The sequence below is a fragment of the Sphingomonas faeni genome, from assembly GCF_040407505.1.
In the GTDB taxonomy this organism is placed as follows: Bacteria; Pseudomonadota; Alphaproteobacteria; order Sphingomonadales; family Sphingomonadaceae; genus Sphingomonas; species Sphingomonas faeni_E.
This window is the reverse complement of record NZ_JAPZPQ010000001.1, coordinates 462519-483993: the sequence shown is the minus strand read 5'-3', so window position 1 is coordinate 483993 and position 21475 is coordinate 462519. Positions and strand designations below refer to the sequence as shown.

The 21475-nt window shown below is 64.1% G+C and carries 24 protein-coding genes and 1 tRNA gene; 14 read left to right on the top strand and 11 right to left on the bottom strand.

The window, feature by feature from the left end:
• Window positions 1-187 precede the first annotated feature (187 nt).
• Window positions 188-742: a dCTP deaminase gene (dcd, locus tag O6X71_RS02315; RefSeq protein WP_055878967.1), complete on the top strand. Its 555-nt coding sequence runs from the start codon at window positions 188-190 to the stop codon at window positions 740-742.
• Window positions 743-1268: 526 nt separating this feature from the next.
• Here dcd and O6X71_RS02310 read toward each other — a convergent pair.
• The 5 genes from O6X71_RS02310 to O6X71_RS02290 all read right to left on the bottom strand — a co-directional run bounded on the left by O6X71_RS02310 (window position 1269) and on the right by O6X71_RS02290 (window position 4454).
• The gene (locus tag O6X71_RS02310; RefSeq protein WP_353464268.1) at window positions 1269-1628 is read right to left on the bottom strand and encodes a tetratricopeptide repeat protein; all 360 of its coding nucleotides are present in this window, start codon (window positions 1626-1628) and stop codon (window positions 1269-1271) included.
• Window positions 1629-1874: 246 nt separating this feature from the next.
• Window positions 1875-2303, bottom strand: a complete 429-nt coding sequence (locus tag O6X71_RS02305) for an ExbD/TolR family protein (protein ID WP_056058196.1) — start codon at window positions 2301-2303, stop codon at window positions 1875-1877.
• A 59-nt stretch (window positions 2304-2362) separates the two neighbouring features.
• Window positions 2363-2839: an ExbD/TolR family protein gene (locus O6X71_RS02300; protein WP_056058193.1), complete on the bottom strand. Its 477-nt coding sequence runs from the start codon at window positions 2837-2839 to the stop codon at window positions 2363-2365.
• Between the two features lie 91 nt (window positions 2840-2930).
• Window positions 2931-3722 carry a MotA/TolQ/ExbB proton channel family protein gene (locus O6X71_RS02295; protein ID WP_353464267.1) on the bottom strand — a complete coding sequence of 264 codons (792 nt, stop codon included), beginning with the start codon at window positions 3720-3722 and terminating at the stop codon, window positions 2931-2933.
• A gap of 54 nt (window positions 3723-3776) precedes the next feature.
• Window positions 3777-4454, bottom strand: coding sequence for an energy transducer TonB (locus tag O6X71_RS02290; RefSeq protein ID WP_353464266.1), 678 nt, complete (start codon window positions 4452-4454; stop codon window positions 3777-3779).
• 224 nt (window positions 4455-4678) lie between these two features.
• On the opposite strand from O6X71_RS02290, the gene O6X71_RS02285 reads away from it, so the two are divergent.
• On the top strand, window positions 4679-5575 hold the full coding sequence (locus O6X71_RS02285) for a hypothetical protein (RefSeq protein ID WP_353464265.1): 897 nt from the start codon (window positions 4679-4681) through the stop codon (window positions 5573-5575).
• 44 nt (window positions 5576-5619) lie between these two features.
• Here the strand turns inward: O6X71_RS02285 and O6X71_RS02280 are convergent, their stop codons facing one another.
• Entirely contained in the window at window positions 5620-5901 is a 282-nt protein-coding gene (locus O6X71_RS02280) for a Rossmann fold domain-containing protein (protein ID WP_353464264.1), read from the bottom strand.
• Window positions 5902-5906: 5 nt separating this feature from the next.
• Window positions 5907-6278: a dihydroneopterin aldolase gene (locus O6X71_RS02275; RefSeq protein ID WP_107961975.1), complete on the bottom strand. Its 372-nt coding sequence runs from the start codon at window positions 6276-6278 to the stop codon at window positions 5907-5909.
• A gap of 170 nt (window positions 6279-6448) precedes the next feature.
• On the opposite strand from O6X71_RS02275, the gene O6X71_RS02270 reads away from it, so the two are divergent.
• Genes O6X71_RS02270 through O6X71_RS02255 form a run of 4 tightly spaced genes read left to right on the top strand, consistent with a single transcriptional unit; the run spans window position 6449 to window position 9360 of the window.
• Window positions 6449-6976: a GNAT family N-acetyltransferase gene (locus tag O6X71_RS02270; RefSeq protein WP_353464263.1), complete on the top strand. Its 528-nt coding sequence runs from the start codon at window positions 6449-6451 to the stop codon at window positions 6974-6976.
• A gap of 43 nt (window positions 6977-7019) precedes the next feature.
• A complete protein-coding gene (locus O6X71_RS02265; protein ID WP_353464262.1) occupies window positions 7020-7598 on the top strand; it encodes a DUF1285 domain-containing protein in 579 nt (192 codons plus the stop codon).
• Window positions 7595-8191: a CoA pyrophosphatase gene (locus O6X71_RS02260; RefSeq protein ID WP_353464261.1), complete on the top strand. Its 597-nt coding sequence runs from the start codon at window positions 7595-7597 to the stop codon at window positions 8189-8191. Before O6X71_RS02265 ends, O6X71_RS02260 begins: the two co-directional genes overlap by 4 nt.
• Entirely contained in the window at window positions 8182-9360 is a 1179-nt protein-coding gene (locus O6X71_RS02255) for a CCA tRNA nucleotidyltransferase (RefSeq protein ID WP_353464260.1), read from the top strand. Before O6X71_RS02260 ends, O6X71_RS02255 begins: the two co-directional genes overlap by 10 nt.
• Here O6X71_RS02255 and O6X71_RS02250 read toward each other — a convergent pair.
• Together O6X71_RS02250 and parC are read right to left on the bottom strand one after the other, a co-directional pair.
• On the bottom strand, window positions 9357-11030 hold the full coding sequence (locus tag O6X71_RS02250; RefSeq protein WP_353464259.1) for a putative bifunctional diguanylate cyclase/phosphodiesterase: 1674 nt from the start codon (window positions 11028-11030) through the stop codon (window positions 9357-9359). The two genes, O6X71_RS02255 and O6X71_RS02250, sit on opposite strands and share 4 nt — an antisense overlap.
• Window positions 11031-11095: 65 nt before the next feature.
• On the bottom strand, window positions 11096-13345 hold the full coding sequence (gene parC, locus O6X71_RS02245) for a DNA topoisomerase IV subunit A (RefSeq protein ID WP_353464258.1): 2250 nt from the start codon (window positions 13343-13345) through the stop codon (window positions 11096-11098).
• Window positions 13346-13468: 123 nt separating this feature from the next.
• Here parC and O6X71_RS02240 point away from each other — a divergent pair, with 123 nt between their 5' ends.
• From O6X71_RS02240 to purQ, 6 genes are all read left to right on the top strand, one after another.
• Entirely contained in the window at window positions 13469-14389 is a 921-nt protein-coding gene (locus O6X71_RS02240) for an alpha/beta hydrolase family protein (RefSeq protein WP_353464257.1), read from the top strand.
• A complete protein-coding gene (gene kynU / locus O6X71_RS02235) occupies window positions 14386-15600 on the top strand; it encodes a kynureninase (RefSeq protein ID WP_353464256.1) in 1215 nt (404 codons plus the stop codon). Before O6X71_RS02240 ends, kynU begins: the two co-directional genes overlap by 4 nt.
• Window positions 15601-15770: 170 nt before the next feature.
• Window positions 15771-16520, top strand: a complete 750-nt coding sequence (locus O6X71_RS02230) for a hypothetical protein (protein ID WP_353464255.1) — start codon at window positions 15771-15773, stop codon at window positions 16518-16520.
• A 155-nt stretch (window positions 16521-16675) separates the two neighbouring features.
• Entirely contained in the window at window positions 16676-17455 is a 780-nt protein-coding gene (gene purC / locus O6X71_RS02225; RefSeq protein ID WP_056050712.1) for a phosphoribosylaminoimidazolesuccinocarboxamide synthase, read from the top strand.
• Window positions 17456-17686 carry a phosphoribosylformylglycinamidine synthase subunit PurS gene (gene purS / locus O6X71_RS02220; protein WP_353464254.1) on the top strand — a complete coding sequence of 77 codons (231 nt, stop codon included), beginning with the start codon at window positions 17456-17458 and terminating at the stop codon, window positions 17684-17686.
• Window positions 17683-18351 carry a phosphoribosylformylglycinamidine synthase subunit PurQ gene (purQ, locus tag O6X71_RS02215; protein ID WP_353464253.1) on the top strand — a complete coding sequence of 223 codons (669 nt, stop codon included), beginning with the start codon at window positions 17683-17685 and terminating at the stop codon, window positions 18349-18351. The genes purS and purQ overlap by 4 nt, the downstream gene beginning before the upstream one ends.
• Before the next feature lie 97 nt (window positions 18352-18448).
• On the opposite strand, the gene O6X71_RS02210 is transcribed toward purQ, so the two are convergent.
• A complete protein-coding gene (locus O6X71_RS02210; protein ID WP_353464252.1) occupies window positions 18449-19204 on the bottom strand; it encodes a queuosine precursor transporter in 756 nt (251 codons plus the stop codon).
• A 61-nt stretch (window positions 19205-19265) separates the two neighbouring features.
• Between O6X71_RS02210 and O6X71_RS02205 the strand changes: the two genes are divergently transcribed.
• Window positions 19266-19342, top strand: a tRNA-Arg gene (locus O6X71_RS02205).
• A gap of 722 nt (window positions 19343-20064) precedes the next feature.
• Here O6X71_RS02205 and O6X71_RS02200 read toward each other — a convergent pair.
• Window positions 20065-20379, bottom strand: coding sequence for a hypothetical protein (locus O6X71_RS02200; RefSeq protein ID WP_353464251.1), 315 nt, complete (start codon window positions 20377-20379; stop codon window positions 20065-20067).
• A gap of 445 nt (window positions 20380-20824) precedes the next feature.
• On the opposite strand from O6X71_RS02200, the gene O6X71_RS02195 reads away from it, so the two are divergent.
• The gene (locus O6X71_RS02195) at window positions 20825-21106 is read left to right on the top strand and encodes an ArsR/SmtB family transcription factor (protein ID WP_353465041.1); all 282 of its coding nucleotides are present in this window, start codon (window positions 20825-20827) and stop codon (window positions 21104-21106) included.
• Window positions 21107-21475: the final 369 nt, after the last annotated feature.

Sequence of the window (21475 nt, the reverse complement as noted above, 5' to 3'; positions counted from 1 at the left end):
GGCGCAGTCTCGATCGCGGCGATCGTGACGTTGCATTGTGACGCCACCGCTCGACCGCATCAATAGCCTACGCGCGTCAGTAGGCGCTTCGGGAGGGGCGTGCGGACGGGGCTGCACGTGATTCGGCGTGTGCCTCTTGCCGTCCGCCCGCATCCGGGCGAAAGCCGCTCGCGAAAAGGGAGTTGCCATGTCCGTGATGTCCGACCGCTGGATCCGCGAGCGCGCGCTGGGCGATGCGATGATCGAACCGTTCCACGAAGCGCAGCGCCGCGACGGCTGCATCTCGTATGGGCTGTCGTCCTACGGATATGACGCGCGCGTTGCCGACGAGTTCAAGATCTTCACCAACGTCGACAGCGCGATCGTCGACCCGAAGGACTTCGCGGCAAACAGCTTCGTCGACCGCAAGACCGACGTCTGCATCATCCCGCCGAACAGCTTCGCGCTCGCCCGCACTGTGGAGTATTTCCGCGTGCCGCGCGACGTGCTGGTGATCTGCCTGGGTAAGTCGACTTATGCGCGGTGCGGCATCATCGTCAACGTGACGCCGCTGGAGCCGGAATGGGAAGGCCATGTGACGCTGGAATTCTCCAACACCACGCCGCTACCGGCCAAGATCTATGCGAACGAGGGCGCGTGCCAGTTCCTGTTTCTCAAGGGTAACGAGCCTTGCGAGGTGAGCTATGCGGATCGGGCGGGGAAATATATGGGGCAGCGGGGGGTGACGCTGCCGCGGCTTTAGGGTTGGGCTCAGGGCTCGGGCGAGACCACCGCAGACGGTTGCTCAGCGTTAAACCTGATCTAATTGCTTCATGTCGCCGAACTGCGCGATTCCGCGATGCTCCCCGCAACTTGGCAGCCACTCGTAAGCAGTGGGTAACCGGCATGCCCTTCTGGCCACCCCCCCCCGGCGAAGGCCGGGGTCCAGGTGGTGAGGTCTCGGTGATGACGCTCACCGCCCAGTTGGCAGCGGCTCCTAACTGGTCCCCGGCCTTCGCAGGGGTAGTGAGATGCTTGCCGTGGTTGACGGCGTTTCCGGCTGCTAACGACCGTAAGGTTGCAAGCGGACAGAGCACGACACGTCGTCGGATCGCCGCCCGATCGAAGACATTCCACCCGCCGCCATTGGCGATCTATACAAACGGCGTAGAGCGTTACCGCTGATAGCTGTCCGCCGCCACGCACCTACGATCGACCGCCCGAACCTTGTTTCCCCGCGAAGGCGGGGACCCAGACTGGGCTCCCGCCTTCGCGGGAGAACAAGGTAGTTAGCGAGTCGCGATCTGTTGGGATTGCCGCGCCAATGCGCGGCTGGCCAGATCGTGCGAGGACGCCACTGCGCCCGATGGCAGGTCCATCGCGACCGCTGGGCGCTCAAGCACGGCCGCATACAGCGCGCGTGCCTCCGACTCGCGACCGGTACGGTGGTAGACCGATGCCAGATTGAGCATGAGCTCGGGACGCTGCGGGAAGATCTTCCGCTCGGCAACGATGCGCTGTTCCGCCATCGACAGGTCGCCCGCTGCGATCGCGACGTAGCCGGTGCGATCGGTCGACGCGGACTGGTCCGCCAACGCCGGCGTGGCTGCACCCAGAGTTGCTAGAACGAACAGGACGGTCTTGCGCATCATCCATCTCCTCTGACCTTCGCGTATCGGAAGGTTTCATTTTTGTGACAACGGTGTGTCACTTCGATGACTGTCATACAAGCACATTGATCAAGTTCGGTCCCGCGAGCCGATTATCTCCTTTCGATGCACCACGACGCGTTCCGCCGCTGCCGTTCGTCCGCCGTTCAGCGACGTCCGGACGATAAAAAAAGGGCGGCCCCGGAGGACCGCCCTTTGGACGTTCGATACTGTACGCAGCAGGACCTAGAAGGCGTTGCGATACTGCTCGTTGCCGATGAAGCCGAGCTTGGTGATCGCGGACCGCTTGATCACGGCCAGCGTGCGATCGACCACTTCATACTTCGACTCAGGATCGGGCTGGAAGTGGAGTTCGGGCTCTGGCGTCATGCCGGCGGACTGGTCCAGATACTGGCGCAGCGTGACCTCGTCGACCGGCGAACCGTTCCACGCGACCGTACCAGCGGGATCGATCGAGATCTTGTTCTTCTGCGGATCGACCGGGTTCTGCGGCTGGTTCTTGCTGTTGACCGGAAGGTCGACCTTCACCGCATGCGTCTGAATGGGGATCGTGATGATGAACATGATGAGGAGAACGAGCAGGACGTCGATCAACGGCGTCATGTTCATTTCCATCATCGGCGCGCCATCTTCTTTGCCGCCGCTCATTGCCATCTTATACTACTCCTAAATACGTCCGAGCGATCATCAGCGTTCGGCATCAGCGTTCGCCATCAACGTTCGGTGGTGCCGCCGGGAGGCGGTTCGGAGATGAAGCCGACGCGGGCGAACCCAGCCTGCTGCATCGTGTAGATCGTCGCGCCGATGCAGCGATACGGTGCGTTCACGTCGCCGCGGATATGAGCCTCGGGCAATTCGAGACCAGCCGCGTTGACACCGCCCTGACGTGCGATCTCAGCCTTCAGCTTGTCGACGGCGCGCTGCAGCAGCTCTTCGTGCGTTACCGGCGAAAGCCCCCAGTACACCTGGCACTGTCCGCCAGCCGACGTTACCGACAGCGAGACGTTCTCAGGCTTGGTCATCGTCGGATCGAAACGAACATCCGGCAGCTTCAGCTGCACAGCCTGGACCGCGACGGTCGTCGTCACCAGGAAGATGATCAGGAGCACGAGCATGACGTCGACCAGCGGCGTCGTATTGATGTCCGATATCGAACTCTCGGTGGAATCGCCACCAACACTCATCGCCATGTGCGAACTATCCTATCCATTTGATCGCCACCGGAACTGCCGGCGGCAATGAAGCGGGGCCACTGCTGGCAGCAGCCCCGCCTTTCGCGTCTTAGTTGGCGCGCGGTACGCCACCGGTCTGGCCGGCAGTCGTGGTCGTCGTGGCAGGCTTCGTAACCGGCTTGGCCGGGCCAGCAATCGACGGACGAACCGCACCGTTCGAAGCAAGGAAGCCGAGCACGTCGTTCGAGAAGGCCGACAGGTCCTCTGCGATCGACTTGTTGCGACGCTGCAGCCAGTTGTACGACAGAACGGCAGGAACCGCGACGACCAGACCAAGTGCAGTCATGATCAGGGCTTCACCGACCGGCCCTGCGACCTTGTCGATCGATGCCTGACCCGATGCGCCGATCTTCACGAGTGCGCGGTAGATGCCGATAACCGTACCGAACAGACCGATGAACGGCGAAACCGAACCGACCGTTGCGAGGAAGGCGAGACCGCCACCGAGCTTCGAGTTGATCGCGGCTTCCGAACGCGCCAGCGAACCGTGCAGCCAGTCATGCGCCTCGACCGGATCGGTCAGCTTCGAATGCTGCTCCTGAGCGGCCAGACCGTCGTCGACGATCTGCTTGTAGGCCGAGTTCTTCTCGAGCTTGGCCGAACCTTCGCGAAGGCTGTTCGACGACCAGAAGGCCTGGCGAACGCGCTTGCCCTGGCCGATGATCTTCTGCTGCTCGAACAGCTTCGAGAACAGGATGTAGAACGACACGACCGACATCAGCACGAGAATGCCGAACACGGTCTGCGAGATCAGGCCGCCTTCGCGAAGAGCGGCTTGCAGGCCGTACGGGTTGGCGTCGGCTGCGGCGGGCGCTGCCGCTGCAAGAATGGTGGTGATCATGGTTCGCTTAGTCCTCTGACTGAATTTTATCTGGTGCGGTTGACGGTAGGTGGATCAATCTTCTGGCAGGACCCACCTGATGTTCAGCTGGTACGACGACGTCATGGGATTACCGTTCTCGTCCTTGGCCGGCGTGAACCGCACCTTGGCCTTGGAAATCCGGCAGGTCGCATCATCCAGCGTCGTATTGCCGCTGGAAGACGTCACCGAACAGTCGGTCACGCGACCGTCCGTACCGATCGTCAGCTTCGCCGAAACACGACCCTGAGCACCCTCGCGCTGTGCCGACGGCGGATAGTTGTCCGCGCCGAAATACTGCCCTGGGTTACCCTTCAGACCAGCAGCCTGAGACACGCGCGGTGCCGGCGGTGCAGCCGGTGCCGGCGGTGCCGGCGGCGACGGCGGAGCCGTCGGCTGGAACCGAGGGATGATGCTCGACGTCGTCAGCGCGGGCGCTGGTTGCGGCGTGACCACGACAGGCGGCGGCGTCACGACCGTGGTCGGTGGCGGCGGCAGGTTGGGCTGGTCAGGCGGCGGCGGCGGGGGCTCGTCGGGCGGAGGCGGCGGCGGTGGCGGCTCCACGTCGAACGTCGTCATTTTTTCCTGGGCCTTTTTCACGTACTGATACGCGAGGCCAGTGACGAAAGCATAGCCCAAGGCCGCATGAATCAGCGCGACGATCACGATCGCGACGATTTTGCCTCCGGACATCTTTTGGTCAGTATAGGCCATTCAGAAACGACACTCCCTTAATCTGCCTGCTCCGTACGCACGTTCCCGCACTGGGTACGCGGCACATGCGTCTGCCGTTGGCCGGAATAACCACGGGGCAGTGAGCAAGTCCTATCGCCACGTTCTGCGACACGCAAACGCTTTGTCGGACGCAACAAACGTACAACCATAGGATGGCAGAATTATTTCTGTATCGTTCAGCTTGCGTAGCGTAGCCTGAAGACATGAATCTTCTCTTTCACGTTACGGCTTCGGCCCTCTCCGTCGTCATCGCGGCGGCGCCTGTCAGCGCTCAGCAAACCCTGGCCGCACCCCAGGTTTCCGCCGATAGCGCAGGTGTGCCACAGGGCGCGGTGCAGCGCGATGCGGTTGGCGGCATTGGTTATTCCGACATAGCGGACCTCGTGTTGGCCGCGCCCGTGATCGCCGACGCGACCGTCCGATCGACGACCAAGATCAAGCCGGCCGAGGCACCGAATCTCGCTGCGGGTCATGTCAGACTATATATCGAGGTCGACGTCACCGCGCTGATCCGCGGCGCCGACGGGCTGCCCCCGCGAATCGGGTATCTGCTCGACGTGATGCCCGACACCGGCGGACGCGTGCCCAAGTTCAAGAAGGCGCGCGTACTGATATTCGCCAGACCCGTGCCCGGCGCGGTGAACCAGGTCCAGCTGGTCGCGCCCGACGCACAGCTGGACTGGACGCCGACCGCCGATGCACGCGCACGGAAGATCGCCCGCGATGCGCTGGCGAGCGATGCGCCGCCTGTCATCACCGGTGTCGGTAACGCCTTCCACGTGCCGGGCGCGCTACCCGGCGAAGGCGAGACCCAGATTTTCCTGACGACCGCCGACCAGCGTCCGGTATCGCTGTCCGTCCTGCGGCGCCCAGGCGAGCAGCCACGCTGGGCGGTCGCGTTGAGCGAGATCGTCGACGAGTCGGCCGCGCCGCCGGCGCCGGAGACGTTGCTCTGGTACCGGCTTACCTGTGCGTTGCCGGAGACCTTGCCGGACCGGAGCACGGGATCGCTGGAGGCCCCGGACGCTACGATCGCCCGCGAGGACTATGCATTCGTCCTGGCCGCGCTGGGACCGTGCGGCCGAACTCGCAAGAGCTAGGCATAATCGTCACGATCTCCTCCGTGAAGGAGGATCGTTCAGGGTCAGCGCGGGCGGATGTCGAGCAATTGCCCGGTGGTCGATGGCGCGTTTTCGAGGAACGTCACGGCCGCATCCACGTCAGCCGGATCGGCGCCTTCAGCTGCCGTAACCGCATTGACGCGCACCGCGGGCGCCAGGTCGATCGCGAGCGGCCCGATTGCCGCCCTGGCCTGCGCCATAGTCAGCGGATCTAGGGTCGCCGGGATCAACACGATCCGCGACGCGCCGACCGCGCGGCGTACCAGCGCCGCGATATCCCCGTCAGGTCGCAGTGCCAGCAGCACGCGGATCAGCGGCGGTGGCGGACGAGTGTCACGCCGATCGCCTCGTCGGCTTCCGCAATCGCGAGCTTCACGATCTTGACCTGCACCCGCAGCACGCGCGCATCCTGGAGGAACAGCGTCTCGCAGATATGATCCGCGACGCCTTCGATCAGCGTGAAATGGACGCCGGGCGGCAACGCGGTGGTCGCGGCGTTCTTGAGGTCGAGGTAATTCTTCGAGGCCGACAGCGGCGTATCCGGCGCGAATCGCTTCGGACAGACCATATCGACGGTCAGCGAGATCCGCAGCGGCTGCGGCAGGTGAGTCTCTTCCGAATAGATGCCGGTCAGGACCTGCACTTCGAGATCGTGGACTTCGAGTTGAAGACTGTCTTCCATATGCGCGCCTCTAGCAGACGCACGGCGAGATGAAAGACACGCCTTCGAGCGCAACTCCGCAGGTGCACGGTCAGTCCGCCCCAGTCCGGTTATCCTTGCGTTCAGCGTCGCCGAGGCTAAAGCGCGCTGCCCTTCGCGCTTGTACGGCGTGTTCGGGACAGGAGATACCGTTGATCACTCTCGTCCCTCTTGCCAGCATCAATCCAACTGCGGTCGAGATGCTGCTCGATGCCGCCTTCGGACCCGATCGATTCACGCGCACGGCCTACACGATCCGTGGCGGCGCCAAACCGGTCGCAGCGCTCAGCTTCGCTGCGGTCGAGGACGGCACGCTAGTCGGGTCGATCCAGTGCTGGCCGATCGCCCTGATCGACGAAGACAGGATGCTGCCCCTCGTCATGCTCGGCCCGGTTGCCGTTGCGCCCGATCATCAGGGCGACGGCATCGGTCGCCGCCTTATGACCCAGGCACTCGACGCCGCCGTCGCCGAAGGGCTTGACGACGCACTCATGCTGATCGGCGACCCCGACTATTATGGCCGCTTCTTCGGCTTCTCGGCAGAGCGCACCGCCCGCTGGAACGCCCCCGGCCCAGTCGAGCGCCACCGCCTGCTCGCGCGCGGCGATGCAGTGCCGGAAACCGCCGGTATGTTGGGCCCACGGTTGGCGGAAAGCGTACCGGTCACCGCATCCGTATAAGGCGCCGCTTTACCTCGGCTCCCTGCCCGCCTAGTCCGCCGCCATGCCCATGGATGCCATCCCCGATATCGCCTCGCTCAGTCTCGCCGAGATCGCCAAACTGGTCGAAGAGGCCAAATTGCCACCGGTCGAGAAATGGAACCCGACGCATTGCGGTGACAGCGAGATGCGGATCGCGCGCGACGGCACGTGGTATCATCAAGGCTCGCCGATCGGTCGTCCCGCAATGGTCCGGCTGTTCTCGACGATCCTGCGTCGCGAACCCGACGGCAGCCACGTCCTCGTCACGCCGGTCGAGAAGCTCGATATCGAGGTCGAGGACGCACCGTTCATCGCAGTCGAGATGAAGGCCGAGGGCAGCGGTCGCGATGCGAAACTCGCCTTCCGGCTGAACACCGGCGACCTCGTCACCGCTGGCCCCGAGCATCCGCTGCGCTTCGTCGAGGACACGACCGACGGAGATGGCGGCCCACGTCCGTATCTCGCCGTCCGCGGCGGGATGGAGGCGTTGGTGGTCCGCTCAGTCTATTACGAACTCGCCGACCGCGCGATCGCAGACGACGCGACTCCTGCCGGCCTGTGGAGCGATGGCGCGTTCTTTCCGCTGGAGCCTGCTGCATGAGTCTGACGGAACGGATGACCGCGGCGCTGGCGAAGGGCGCCGGGTCGCACATGATCCTGCTCACCGGCGACCAGCATGACGGCGATCTCACCGCCGCCGACACGCTGCTGCCGGCCGCGGTGCTGATCGCGGTCACCGATCGCGCCGATCCCGGCGTGATCCTGACGCAGCGCACCGACACGATGAGCCGCCACCCCGGCCAGATCGCCTTTCCTGGCGGCCGGATCGACCCCGGCGAGGACGTCGTCACCGCCGCGCTCCGTGAAGCGGAGGAGGAGATCGCGCTGCCCCGCGGTCACGTCACCGTGATCGGCGAGGCCGACAGCTATCGCACCGTCACCGGATTCCAGGTGACGCCGGTGATCGGCATCATCCCGCCCGACCTCGTATTCCAGCCGAGCGAAGCCGAGGTCGCGAGCGTTTTCGAAGTTCCGCTCGCGTTCCTGCTCGACGAGGCGAACCATGTCGAGGCGACGCTCGAATGGCAGGGCCACGACCGGCATTACTACGAGATCATGTGGAACGAGCGGCGCATCTGGGGTGCGACCGCGGCGATGATCGTCAACCTCGCCCGCCGCCTGAGGTGGTCTTGATACTCCCGGCTGCGCCGTGGCGCGACCGTGACGGTCTCGCAGCACTGACGAAGGTTCTGGGTGCGACCGAGGGCGAGTCGCGCTTCGTCGGTGGTGCGGTGCGCGATACGCTGCTCGGGATCGACGTCGCCGATGTCGATATCGCCACGCGCCTGCCCCCACAGGAGGTGATCGAGCGACTTCAGGATGCGCGGATCAAGGCGGTTCCGACCGGCCTCGCACACGGCACGATTACTGCCGTCACGCTAGCGGGTCCGGTCGAAGTTACGACATTGCGCCGCGACGTCTCGACCGACGGCCGCCACGCGATCATCGCCTATACCGATGACTGGCGCGAAGACGCTGCGCGCCGCGACTTCACGATGAACGCGCTCTACGCCGATCCCGCGACCGGCGAGATCTTCGATTATTTCGGCGGCCTCGACGACCTCGCGGCACGGCGCGTGCGCTTCATCGGCGACCCGTTGCAGCGGATCGCCGAGGATCACCTCCGCATCCTCCGGTTCTTCCGTTTTCACGCCCGGTTCGGCACGACGATCGACGAGGCAGGCCTCGACGCCTGTACTGCGCGCGCCAACGATTTGATGGCGCTCTCTCGCGAGCGCGTCGCGAGTGAAGTCCTAAAGCTGCTGGTCGCCGCCAACGCCGTGCCGGTGGTCGCGTTGATGGTCGAGCGCGGCATTTTTCGCGCTGTACTGCCCGAGATCGATGCACAGGGAGCAGCGCGTCTCGGCGTTCTGGCGGAGCGCGAGACGGAGGCAGGTATTGCACCCGACTCGATCCGTCGGCTCGCCATGGCCATCGCCCCCGCTGCGGCCGAAGCGGTCGGCGCGCGGCTTAAGCTCTCCAACATCGATCGCAAACGCCTGATCGCCGCCACCGCCGGTCCCGGTGAAGAAGGTTCGCTCGCATTGGCCTATCGCGTCGGCGTGCCCAGTGCGGTCGACCGCTTGCTCATCGCCGGCAAGGACGTATCCGCGATCAAGAACTGGACACCGCCCGTGTTTCCATTCTCCGGCGGGGCCCTGGTCGAACGCGGCCTTCGCAAAGGTCCCGATGTCGCAGCAATGCTTCGCCGGGTCGAAACGCAGTGGATCGCGGAAGGATTCCCTGCCGCTGAGCGCGTGTCTGTTATCGCCGACGAGATGGTGGCGGAGGTCTCCGCCTAGTTCGCGGTAACGCCGGAGTGGATCATCGCATACGCAGCATCCGCCTCCAGCGGTCGCGCATAGAAATACCCCTGCCCGTAGGTGCAGCCCAATGCGGCCAACGTCTGCGCGAGTTCGTTCGTTTCGATTCCCTCGGCCGTCGTCCGCATTCCCAGCGCCTGCGCGAGGCTGAGGATCGCGCGGACGATCGACACCTTGTCGCGGTCCGCGAGCATCCCGGTCACGAAGCTGCGATCGATCTTGAGGATGTCGATCGGCAGCTTCTGCAAGGAGGCTAGGTTCGAATAGCCAGTCCCGAAGTCGTCCATCGCCAGCTTCGTACCAAGTTCTTTCAGCGCGTGCATCGTGACCGCTATCCGGTCCGGATCCGAGACGATCGCGCTTTCGGTGAGCTCCAGCGTAAAACGGTTTCCGGCGAGCCCGGTCGAGTCGAGGGCCGCCTGCAGCACAGGTGCGATCGCATCGCGCTGTAGCTGAATTGCCGACAGGTTCACGGCTAGCCTGACGCCGCACGGTCCGCCATTGGCGGCATCCCAACGCGCCAGCGTCTCCGCAGCTTCCTCGATCGCCCATCGCCCTAGCGGCACGATCAGGCCCGATTCTTCAGCAACCGCGATGAACTCGGTCGGCGAATGTTCGTGTCCGTCCTGGTCGGTCCATCGTGCCAGCGCTTCGAACGAGACGATCCGGCCTGTCGTCAGATCGCAGATCGGCTGATAGGCGAGACGCAGGTCGCGGTGCTCGATTGCGCGACGTAGCGCGGTCTCCATGCCGAATTGCGCGCGGGCAATCGCGAAATCCTGGACTTGGTAGAATTCGGCGCGACCGTTGACCTTGGCGCGTTTAACCGCGAACTGCGCATGGCGGACGAGCTCGACGCTGTCGCCGGCTTCGTCGGCACCATAGGCGATGCCGACCGAGCATTCGACGCTGATCTCGTAACCGGTCAGGCGAAACGGCGTCGTCAGCGTCTTGTGGATTCGCTCGGCCAGTGCCTGCGCTTCCTCACGATCGCTGTCGATCGACATGAGGACACCGAATTGATCGCCCCCGATCCGCGCCAGCGTATCACGTGCGCGCAGTGCGCCCTTGATCCGACGCGCGACGGTAATGAGCAATTCGTCGCCTGCAAGCGACCCGAGGCACGAGTTGAGCCGGCCGAACCGATCGAGGTCGATCGCCAGCACCGCGCTTGCTTTGTGATCCTCGATTTCCTCGATCAGATCCGCGAACCCTTCGCGGTTGAGCAGTCCCGTCAGGCTGTCGGTGGTCATCTCGCGGCGCAGGCTTCGCTCGGTCTGCACTTGCGAGGTCAGGTCGATGAAACTGATCGTACACCGATCCCGAAACTTCGGGTCCGATCGCGCGATCGTGACGCGGTAGTGTCGGCAATCTATCTCGTCGCCCATCGCCCAATCGAAATCGGACCTGATCTGTTGCGAACCCAGGAACGAACGAATCTTGTCGCCCAGTTCGGCGATCATCGGCGAGCGCTCGGCAACGACGCCGAACCCCGCCAAGCGATACGCACGGTTCACGGCGAACAGGTCGAGCTGCCCGGCGTTCATTACCACGTGGACTGCAGGGATCGGCACGAGTTCAAGCCCGCGCGCGACCAGGTCGCTCGTCACGATCGGCTTTACAGTCTCTTCGAGGGCGGGCGATGGCATGCCCCCCGGTACCGCGGGTTCGTTAAGAGGCTCTGAAGGACCCTGAATGGGGCCTTTCTCATCCATTATCCGAACCGATTATCGCGCGGAAACCCCGTTGGCGGCATCCGACCCGCCGCCCCGCGGGCCGCACGCCATGGGCCAAGGTCCGATTCGGTCCGGGTCCGGCCGGTGCCGCCGCCCATCGCCCAGCTGAGCCCTTCGGCAAAGACGAACGTGATCGCATCGGCAAGTCCGCCGTCGCGATAGCGCTGCAACTGGAGCCCCTGCCCGCGCGTCATCTCGACCAGTTCGGCAAGCGGGAACACCAGCATTTTCCGGTTGTCGCCGATCGCCGCGACGTAGTCGTCATTCGGTCCGATCGGCCGGACGATCTTCAAATGCGCGCCCGGCCGCGGCGTCATCACCGTCTTGCCCTTGCGGGTTTCGGCGACGACTTCTGCCGAACTCACCGAGAAGCCGCGCCCGTCGGTAGCGACCACCAGCAGTTTCGGATGCTTGCTCGCGGGCAGCAGCGCGACGATCCCGATGCTGCCGTCCAGGTCGATCATCGCCCGCACCGGTTCCCCGAACCCACGACCGCCCGGCAGCTTGTCCGCCGCCAGCGTGTAGAACCGCCCGTTCTCCGCCGCGAGCAACAGCTTGTCGGTGGTCTGCGCATGGAATGCATAGGCCGGGCCGTCGCCCTCCTTGAACTTCAGCGCTTCCGGGCTCGCGAGATCGTTGTGCCCCTTCATCGCCCGGATCCAGCCGCGCTGCGACAGGATCACGGTGATCGGCTCGCGCTCGATCATCGCCTCGAGCGGGATGTCGCGTGTCGGCGCGTGCTCCTCTATCGTCGTCCGCCGTTTGCCGAGTGGGGTCTCAAGCCCGTATCGATCGCGGATCTTCGCCATGTCGCGCTTCATCCGCGCGCGCTGTTTCTTCGGATCCGCCAGCAACGCCGCCAGCGTCGCCTGCTCCTTGTCGAGTTTGTCGCGCTCGGTCTTGATCTCGAACTCTTCGAGCCGCCGCAGAGATCGCAGCCGCATGTTGAGGATCGCCTCGGCCTGGCGATCGGTGAGCGCGAACTCGGCGATCATCACCTTTTTCGGCTCATCCTCGGTGCGGATGATCTCGATCACGCGGTCGAGATTGAGATACGCGATCAGATAGCCGTCGAGCAGCTCTACGCGGTCGGCGATCTTCGCCAGCCGATGCTCGGTCCGCCGGCGCAACACGACGAACTGGTGATCGACCCACGCCGCCAGCGCCTCACGCAATGACATAACGCGCGGCGTGCGATCCTTGTCGAGCACGTTGAGGTTGAGGCTGATCCGCGTCTCGAGGTCGGTCAGCCGGAACAACCCGTCCATCAGGATCTGCGGGTCGACCGTGCGGCTGCGCGGTTCGAGCACGATGCGGATCTCGGTATCCGATTCGTCGCGCACGTCGGCAAGGATCGGCAGGCGCTTGGCGTTGATCAGATCGGCGATCTGCTCGATCAGCTTGCCCTTCTGGACGCCGTACGGGATCTCCGTGACGATCAGCTGCCAGCCGCCGCCCTTCTCCCGCTCGGTTTCCCACCGGGCACGGACGCGAAAGCCACCACGCCCGGTCGCGTAGGATTCGCGGATGACCGCGGGCGGATCGACGACGAGGCCGCCGGTCGGGAAATCGGGCCCCTTCACGTGCTCCAAGATCGCCACGTCGTCAGCATCGGGCGTATCGATCAGGACGATCGCCGCCTCGAGCAGTTCGGCGGCGTTGTGGGGCGGGATGCTCGTCGCCATGCCGACCGCGATCCCGCTTGCGCCGTTCGCCAGCAGGTTCGGGAACAACCCCGGGAACAGCTCGGGTTCGTGATCCTCGCCATTATAGGTCGGGCGATACGCGACCGCATCCTCGTCGAGCCCGTCCATCAGGTCGATCGCGACCTGCGTCAGCCGCGCTTCGGTATAGCGATAGGCGGCGGCGTTATCGCCGTCGATGTTGCCGAAATTGCCCTGCCCGTCGACCAGCGGATAGCGCATCGCGAACGACTGCGCCAAGCGGACCATCGCGTCGTAGACCGACTGGTCGCCGTGCGGGTGATATTTGCCGATGACGTCGCCGACGACCCGCGCGCATTTCTTGTAGCCCTGCGCCGGATCGAGCTTGAGCAGCCGCATCGCCCAGAGCAGGCGCCGATGCACGGGCTTCATCCCGTCGCGCACGTCGGGTAGCGACCGCGCGGTGATCGTCGATAGCGCATAGACGAGATACCGCTCGGACAGCGCGCTGTCGAAGGGGGCGTCGACGATGGAGTCGAACGGATCTTTGAAATCGGTGGCCATTGCGCGCAGCGATAGCAGCCGCGAACGAAACGATCAAAGCATGAACGTACGTCGCGGCCTGCACGTTCGATCACGACGATATGCCCGCATGACGCGGTCGATCGAGCCCGCTACACCAACCTTATGATCCGCCTCGCCTTTCTCGCGCTCGCTGCCCTGTCCATGCCTGTCATGGCGCAAACGCCCGCTCCCCCGCCGCCCAAGCTGCTAACCTGGCCCGACCTGACCAAGCGGTCGAAACCGGTGCCCGATGCGACCCTCGACTATGGCACCGACCAGATGCAGAAGGTCGACGTCTGGCTCCCCAAGGGCAAGACCAAGGGGCCCTTCCCGGTGGTCGTAATGGTCCACGGCGGCTGCTGGACGACGAGCATCGCCGATCGCAGCCTGATGAACTGGATCGCCGACGACCTGCGCAACGCTGGCGTCGCGGTCTGGAACATAGACTATCGAGGCGTCGACCGGAGCGGCGGCGGCTATCCCGGTACGTTCGCGGATGCTGCGAAGGCTGCGGACCAACTCAAGGTCAGCGCCAAGACGTTCAACCTGGATACGCGCCGCGTGCTCGCGATCGGCCACTCCGCCGGTGGTCATCTCGCGCTCTGGCTCGCCGCCCGCGCGAAGCTTCCGACGACGAGCCCCCTCCACATCGCGCACCCACTCCGCATCCGCCACGTCGTCAGCCTCGGCGGCCTGCCCGATCTCGAAGCCACCGCGACCAACGCCGACAATGGCTGCGGCACCGAAGTCGTCGCGAAACTCGTCGGCGCGCCCACGCCTCAACATCCGGACGTCTACGCCGACACGTCTGTCCCGCGCCTCCTGCCGCTCGGCGTGAAGCAGGACCTCGTCAACGGCCACGAAGACCGGATCATCCCCTTCGTCATGGCGACCGACTATGTCGCCAAGGCAACTGCGGCCGGCGACACCGCCACGCTCCACACCATCCCCGCGACCGGCCATGTCGAACTGATCGCGCCAGAAACGCCTGCCTGGGCCGAGGCCAAACGCCTGATCCTGTCCTATTTCGGAAAGAGCCAGTGACCCTCGAAGACGCCCGCGCGCTCGACGCGAACGATCCGCTCGCCGCGTACCGCGATAAGTTCGCGCTCCCGGAAGGCGTGATCTACCTCGACGGCAACTCGCTCGGTGCGCTGCCCAAGGCCACGGCCGCAGCGCTCGCCGATGTCGCCACCCGCCAATGGGGTAACCGCCTCATCCGCAGCTGGAACGAAGGCTGGATCGAGGCCCCCCAGCGGATCGGCGCTAAGATCGCGCCGCTGATCGGCGCGGCCGCGGACGAGGTCATTATCGGCGACACGACCTCGACGCATCTTTTCAAGGCCTTGGTCGCCGCTCTTCGCAGCAATCCCGAGCGTCACACGGTCGTGAGCGAAGCCGGCAACTTCCCCACCGATCTCCACATCGCGGAAGGCGCGGTCGCCTGCGTATCCGGTGCGCGATTGAAGGTCGTCGGCCGCGAAGACCTCGCTGCAGCACTCGACGACGACACCGCGGTCCTCCTGCTCACCCACGTCCACTACAAGACCAGCGACCGCTTCGACATGACCGCCTGGACCGCTCGCGCGCACGATGCCGGCGCGCTCATGCTCTGGGACCTGAGCCACAGCGTCGGTGCGGTCCCGATCGACCTGAACGGCGCTAACGCCGATCTCGCCGTCGGCTGCACGTACAAATACCTCAACGGCGGCCCCGGCGCGCCCGCGTTCCTCTACGTCGCCAAGCGCTGGCAGGACGCGCTCGCCAGCCCGCTCTCCGGCTGGATGGGCCACGCCGCGCCCTTCGCGTTCGAGGATGCCTACCGCCCCGCCCCCGGCATGAAGCGCTGGCTCGCTGGCACGCCTGCGATGCTCTCGACCGCCGCACTGGAAACCGCGCTCGATCTTTGGGCAGACATCGACCAGCCTGCCGTCGCCACCAAGAGCGCCCAGCTGTTCGACATTCTCGCGGCAGCAGGCGACGCGCTAGGCCTCGACTGCGTCAGCCCCCGAGACCCCGTCAAACGTGGCAGCCACATCAGCTTCCGCCACCCGCACGCCTACGGCCTCACTCAAGCCCTCATAGCCCGCGGCGTCATCGGCGACTTCCGGGACCCCGACATCCTGCGCCTAGGCCTGACACCCTTGTACGTCGGCCATGAGGACGTCTGGCGCGCAGGCGAGATATTGCGGGACACGGTGGAGACCGAAAGCTGGCGCGACCCGGCATATTCGCAACGGCTCGTCGTGACCTGAGCACGCTTGACGGCATATCCCATTCAATTGATAGTGTTTCGATCGATTACGGGAGACTGTCCATGAAGTGGGTCGTTAGTAGCGCTATCGCGTTGTCCCTGGCCGGGTGCAGCAAGGCTCCCGAAAGTAGCGCCGGGGAGCCCGATATTGCCGGCAATTCAGTTGCCGGCGTGGCCTTCGACTACAGCTATGACCTGACGCTTCCCTCGTCCCGGATCTCGGATCTTCAGGAAGAGCATGCGCGAGCCTGTGAACGGCTCGGGCCAACGCGCTGCCGGATAACGGGATTGCGCTACACGGTCGGCCAGCAAGGCGACGTCAGCGCGAACCTGTCGGTCAAGATCGCCGCCCCCCTTGCGCGTGCCTTTGGCCGGGCCGGGGTGAAGCAAGCGGAGAGCGTCGGCGCGACGCTGTCGGGGGCGGATATCAGCGGAACCGATGTCGCCACTGCCGCCGCGGCGACCGCAACCGAACGGACCGACGTCGCGGCCGAACGCGCCCGGATCGACCGCGAACTGGCACGCGTCGATCTATCCCCGCGCGAACGTGCCGAACTCCGCCAGCAACAGGCGGCCGCGCAAGGCCAAGCCACGGCGGCGGCCGCGACGGCATCCGAACAACGCGAAAGTCTCGCCAATACGCCGATGTCGTTCGACTATACGACCGGCCGCGGGACCGGCCTGGTCGACCGTCTGCAGGACGCCGGTGACACCGCGCTTGGCTCGATCGGATTGACGGTTACGGCGCTGCTATGGGTATTGGCGGCTCTCGGCCCACCGCTGTTGGTGATCTTGCTGGCGTTCCTGGTTTGGCGACGCTGGATCCAGCGTTGGTGGACTGAGTTGATGGCCCGTATAGATCGTCGAACCAGCCGACCTCTCGCGACTGCCCACGACACATCGTCCCCACCCTTGCGATGACGTCGGGCAGTATTCCGGCGGCAGTCATGCGCCGCGATTGCACCCCCCGCACCCTTCGCCTATAGGCGCGGCCTATTCCGGCCTCGGCTTCGCGGTACATAGCGCGTAGGCTGGGGCCGCTCGATTTTCATCGCTCGATTTCCAGGGGACCGCGCATGGCTCGCCGCCGCCAGATCTACGAAGGCAAGGCCAAGATCCTCTACGAGGGTCCCGAGCCGGGCACGCTGATCCAGTATTTCAAGGACGACGCGACCGCGTTCAATGCCCAGAAAAAGGGCACGATCAACGGCAAAGGCGTGCTCAACAACCGGATTTCCGAGCACATCTTCACGCTGCTCGATCATATCGGCGTGCCGACACACTTCATCCGCCGCCTCAACATGCGCGAGCAGCTGATCCGCCAGGTCGAGATCGTCCCGATCGAAGTCGTCGTGCGCAACGTCGCTGCGGGCTCGATCTCGACGCGCCTCGGGATCGAGGAGGGCACCAAGCTGCCCCGCACGATCATCGAATATTACTACAAGGACGATGCGCTCGGCGATCCGATGATCTCCGACGAGCACATCGCCGCGTTCGGCTGGGCGAGCCAGGAGGAGATGCACGACATCGCCGACCTCGCGATCCGCGTGAACGATTTTCTGTGCGGGCTGTTCGCCGGCGTCGGCATCCGCCTGGTCGACTTCAAGCTCGAATTCGGCCGCATCTTCGACAACGACTTCGGTCGCATCATCCTCGCGGACGAGATCAGCCCCGATGGCTGCCGCCTGTGGGACATGGAAACCAACGAGAAGATGGACAAGGATCGCTTCCGTCGCGATCTCGGCGGCGAAGTCGAAGCGTATCAAGAGGTTGCACGCCGTCTCGGTCTGCTGCCCGAGGGGGCGGACAACGCCGTCCTCGACCTCGAAAAGCATCGCAAGAACCGGGGCAAGTAAATGAAACTCAAGGTTTTCGTGACATTGAAGCCCGGCGTGCTCGATCCGCAGGGTCGGGCAATCCATCATGCGCTCGGTAGCCTCGGCTTCGACGGCGTGCAGGACGTCCGCCAGGGCAAGCTGATCGAACTGGAGGTCGCCGACGATACCGACGACGCGGCGATCGACGGCATGTGCCGTAAGCTGCTAGCCAACACGGTGATCGAGAACTACCGGGTCGAGCGCGCATGAAGACCGCCGTCATCGTCTTCCCCGGCTCCAACTGCGACCGCGACATCGCCGTCGCGCTGGAGGCGGTGACCGGCGTCAAGCCGCTCATGGTCTGGCACGGTGATGCGGACTTGCCGGCGGATGTCGGCCTGGTCGCGGTCCCCGGTGGCTTCTCGTATGGCGATTACTTGCGCTCAGGCGCGATCGCGGCACGGTCGCCGATCATGCGGGCGGTTGTCGAGCAGGCGGGCAAGGGTTTGCCCGTGCTCGGCGTGTGCAACGGCTTCCAGGTGTTGACCGAAGCGGGGCTCCTCCCCGGTGCGCTGATGCGCAACGAGGGGCTGAACTTCGTCTGCCGCGATGTTGCGCTGACCGTCGAGACGGCAAGCTCGACCTTCACGTCGGGCTATTCTGTGGGCGAACGCGTGTCCTTCCCGGTCGCGCATCATGACGGCAACTACTTCGCCGACACCGAGACGCTCGACCGCCTCGAAGGCGAAGGCCGCGTGGCGTTCCGTTATGCGGAGAGCGTCAACGGCTCTGCGCGCAACATCGCCGGTTTGCTGAACGACAAGGGCAACGTGCTCGGTATGATGCCGCATCCGGAACGTCGTATAGAAGCGGCTCACGGCGGCACTGATGGCCGTCGCCTGTTCGAGGGCCTGCTCGAAGCCGTCAGTGCCTAAACCTTGTTCCCCCGCGAAAGCGGGGGCCTAGGATACCACCCACATCGACCGTGACCCTGGACTCCCGCGTGCGCGGGAGAACAGTCAAGTCGAGGCGTCAAACCCGAGTCCGGAACGGCGAGAAGTCCGTCCCCCGGTCGTACACATCGACCCCCTCGCGCCGCTTCAGCCACCCCACCGCCACATACGTAAGCGGCGTCAGCAACACCTCCCACGATACCTTCAGCAAAAACTGGCTGACCATCACCATCAGCATCGCCTCCACCGGCCAGTCCGGCGCGCCGTAGAAGGCGAGCGGGTAGAAGATCAGGCTATCGAACGCCTGCCCCACGATCGTACTCCCGATCGTCCGCGTCCACAGCATCCGCCCCTGCGTCCAGATCTTCATCCGAGCGAGCACGAAGCTGTTGGCGAACTCGCCGACCCAGAACGCGCAGATCGACGCGAACACGATCCGCGGCACTTGGCCGAACACAGACTCGTACGCAGCTTGACCGGTCCACCCGGCATCGGGCGGCAGCGCGACGACGACCGCCGACATGAACACCATGAACAGCATCGCGCCGAACCCCGCCCAGATGCAGCGCCGCGCGTACGCATAGCCGTACACCTCGGTCAGGACGTCGCCGATCACATAGCTGACCGGAAAGAACAGGATGCCCGCGCCGAACGGCCATGCGCCGATAAACGGTAGGTCGATCACCGCGCGCTTGCCTGCGCCAATCACGTTCGACAGCAGCAGGATGGTAACGAACGCCGCCATCACGAAGTCGAAATACCGAAACTGCACACCACCGACTGCACTTGCGTCGACCGGTTCGAGCCCGGGCGCCTGATCCGTTCCAATTTCCATGCCCGGCGTTATGATCGAGGTTCCAAGCCCGCACAATCCGCGCTAGTCGTCGCCGCAGCGCGCGCCCGTAGCTCAGCTGGATAGAGCAAGGAGCTTCTACCTCCTCGGTCGGGGGTTCGAACCCCTCCGGGCGCGCCAATTTCCGCGAGTTTGTTGGGACACTTTTACCCTGCCCCCACGCCAACCTTGAAGCGCCCTTAGGCTCGTTTTTCATCATTTACCGGTTTAGGATCGGGGCAGCGGTGAAATCTACCGCTAGTAAAATGTCAAGCTCACTCAAAAGTTTTGAGTGATAGGATGTCTTCGCTTACCGCTTTTCGAAGCGATTTCGACGGCATTTAACAAAAAACATCACGTGAGACGCGAGCACAGGCCGTCGCTGCCGGCCGCCTGGAAGGCTGATATCTCGGAACAGTGTCAGGCTCAAGCTCGTGCTGAGCCGGGACCTTTAGCTCGCGACATGCGCGTCGGTCGTGCTTTGACGTTCAAAGGATACGGTACCGTTGTACCGGTTCGAGCCGGCCTGGGCTGCTACCTGCAACTTCTCTGTGCAAGCCGCTCCGGCTGTCCGAATCGTACACCGGTGTGCCGTGCAGTCGGCGATCTTCGTCCCGGAGCAATGCGGTGCCCGAAAATCGGACACGGATCTCGTGCTCACGCGATCGACTGATTGCTTCAATTCAGCTCTTTGCGGAGGTTTCGACAAGCGATGGAAACCGCCGCTTCGCCAAGCGCAGTGGAGGATATGTGACGTACCCGTCGAGCATCAACGCGACCAGCCGCTTTGGTTCTCTGTGTTGCCGGTGATGGCTTCCTGGTTCTGCGCACCGGAACGTCGGCCGCAAGCCGGACAAAACACGCTAATTTTCGTGACCGCAAACCAGGTCAGCCGACGCCTCTACATCGGCTGACATCTGACGGTAACCTTGTTCATAGAGCGAATCGCTGTTGCACCGACAGGGAAAGGCCGTCCGCCAACGGCGAAGCCGGGTCAGCCGCCACCTCTTCAGCAGGTCGATCATCGCCGGCGATAGCAACGCTTCGACAAGCGGGAGACTGGGATCGAAGCCCTTCACGACCTCGAGATCTGCGGCGAGGGCCGATCCATATCTCGCGCCGAGTCGAGCCTCGGCATCGGAACGGTCGCTTGCGATGATCGCGTCGAACGCCTGCAACTCGCTGCTATCGTCTCGGACCACGAGGACCGACGTCCGGAGAAGCTGGGGCAGCGGCACGGCTACTGCCCCCGTGAACCGTGGGTTGCGTCCCCGACGTTTGCCTCAACAGGCGAAGCTGCGACGGTATCGAAGCCCCGCTGACTACGCGCGGTCAGGACCGAGGCGCCTTCCATTCGTCCCGGCGCGAACGCAACGTCACATCGCGACAACGACGGCACATCTGCGAAAAAAGGGTTCTCTGCTTCCGTGAGGTCGATCGGCATGCTCGTTCTCCCGATGTTGGCGCTATCGATCCGGATCCGTGGTTGGATCTGGCAAAGCGATAGATAAGGAGCCTCGAGTATGGTTCAGTAGATATTGAATCATTATGCATTGAACTGTTATTGTCGTTTGCGATAGGCGGACGTAAAGTGGCTTGATAATCGAAACCGAAGCATTGTCGATGCTGAGCGCTCTTGCTCAACCCACCCGTCTGGGAGTTATCACTCTCCTCGCCCGAGTCGGCGATCATGGGATGGCATCGAGCGAGATCGCCGACGCGATCGGCGTGCCGCGACATCTCATGAGCGCTCATCTCTCCGTGCTTAGCAAAGGCGGGGTGGTCACCGCGCGGAAGTCTGGCCGAAACGTGACGTACTCCGTACGAACAGGAGCGATCGTCAGACTAACGGATCACTTGAAGGATCTCGTTGTGACGCACGCGTCGGCCGATACCCGCGACTGAACGGCCCACTTCGTTATACCCGCACTATGAGAACCCGCGGTCCGACACGGCGTTGTCCGAACTTCCGGAACGAAGGATTTGGTAGCGAGACGATCGGGCAATGCTGGACAAACGATCGGCTCGTCGGGTGAGCTCAAGCCGCCTTGCCCCACCGAGGGTACCTGATGTTCGCTAGCGAGCGTGACGTAGAACTGGACTTACGAACGCCTCGACCCGTGGATGACGCTGGCCGACCGACCAGGACGTCGTTGCCAGCTCGCATTAATTGCGAGACTGAGTGGGCTACCCGTACGATGACGATCTGGGCGGAGCGACGCCCCGCCATTCTGGACTGCAGTCACGTCATGAGCAGCACACCGAGCATCTGCA

Excerpts from the sequence above, each read along its gene's own strand:
- dcd (WP_055878967.1), top strand. The coding sequence starts at position 188 with ATGTCCGTGATGTCCGACCGCTGGATCCGCGAGCGCGCGCTGGGCGAT.
- O6X71_RS02310 (WP_353464268.1), bottom strand. The coding sequence starts at position 1,628 with ATGCGCAAGACCGTCCTGTTCGTTCTAGCAACTCTGGGTGCAGCCACG.
- O6X71_RS02305 (WP_056058196.1), bottom strand. The coding sequence starts at position 2,303 with ATGGCAATGAGCGGCGGCAAAGAAGATGGCGCGCCGATGATGGAAATG.
- O6X71_RS02300 (WP_056058193.1), bottom strand. The coding sequence starts at position 2,839 with ATGGCGATGAGTGTTGGTGGCGATTCCACCGAGAGTTCGATATCGGAC.
- O6X71_RS02295 (WP_353464267.1), bottom strand. The coding sequence starts at position 3,722 with ATGATCACCACCATTCTTGCAGCGGCAGCGCCCGCCGCAGCCGACGCC.
- O6X71_RS02290 (WP_353464266.1), bottom strand. The coding sequence starts at position 4,454 with ATGGCCTATACTGACCAAAAGATGTCCGGAGGCAAAATCGTCGCGATC.
- O6X71_RS02285 (WP_353464265.1), top strand. The coding sequence starts at position 4,679 with ATGAATCTTCTCTTTCACGTTACGGCTTCGGCCCTCTCCGTCGTCATC.
- O6X71_RS02275 (WP_107961975.1), bottom strand. The coding sequence starts at position 6,278 with ATGGAAGACAGTCTTCAACTCGAAGTCCACGATCTCGAAGTGCAGGTC.
- O6X71_RS02265 (WP_353464262.1), top strand. The coding sequence starts at position 7,020 with ATGCCCATGGATGCCATCCCCGATATCGCCTCGCTCAGTCTCGCCGAG.
- O6X71_RS02260 (WP_353464261.1), top strand. The coding sequence starts at position 7,595 with ATGAGTCTGACGGAACGGATGACCGCGGCGCTGGCGAAGGGCGCCGGG.
- O6X71_RS02250 (WP_353464259.1), bottom strand. The coding sequence starts at position 11,030 with ATGCCATCGCCCGCCCTCGAAGAGACTGTAAAGCCGATCGTGACGAGC.
- parC (WP_353464258.1), bottom strand. The coding sequence starts at position 13,345 with ATGGCCACCGATTTCAAAGATCCGTTCGACTCCATCGTCGACGCCCCC.
- O6X71_RS02240 (WP_353464257.1), top strand. The coding sequence starts at position 13,469 with ATGATCCGCCTCGCCTTTCTCGCGCTCGCTGCCCTGTCCATGCCTGTC.
- purC (WP_056050712.1), top strand. The coding sequence starts at position 16,676 with ATGGCTCGCCGCCGCCAGATCTACGAAGGCAAGGCCAAGATCCTCTAC.
- purS (WP_353464254.1), top strand. The coding sequence starts at position 17,456 with ATGAAACTCAAGGTTTTCGTGACATTGAAGCCCGGCGTGCTCGATCCG.
- purQ (WP_353464253.1), top strand. The coding sequence starts at position 17,683 with ATGAAGACCGCCGTCATCGTCTTCCCCGGCTCCAACTGCGACCGCGAC.
- O6X71_RS02210 (WP_353464252.1), bottom strand. The coding sequence starts at position 19,204 with ATGGAAATTGGAACGGATCAGGCGCCCGGGCTCGAACCGGTCGACGCA.
- O6X71_RS02195 (WP_353465041.1), top strand. The coding sequence starts at position 20,825 with ATGCTGAGCGCTCTTGCTCAACCCACCCGTCTGGGAGTTATCACTCTC.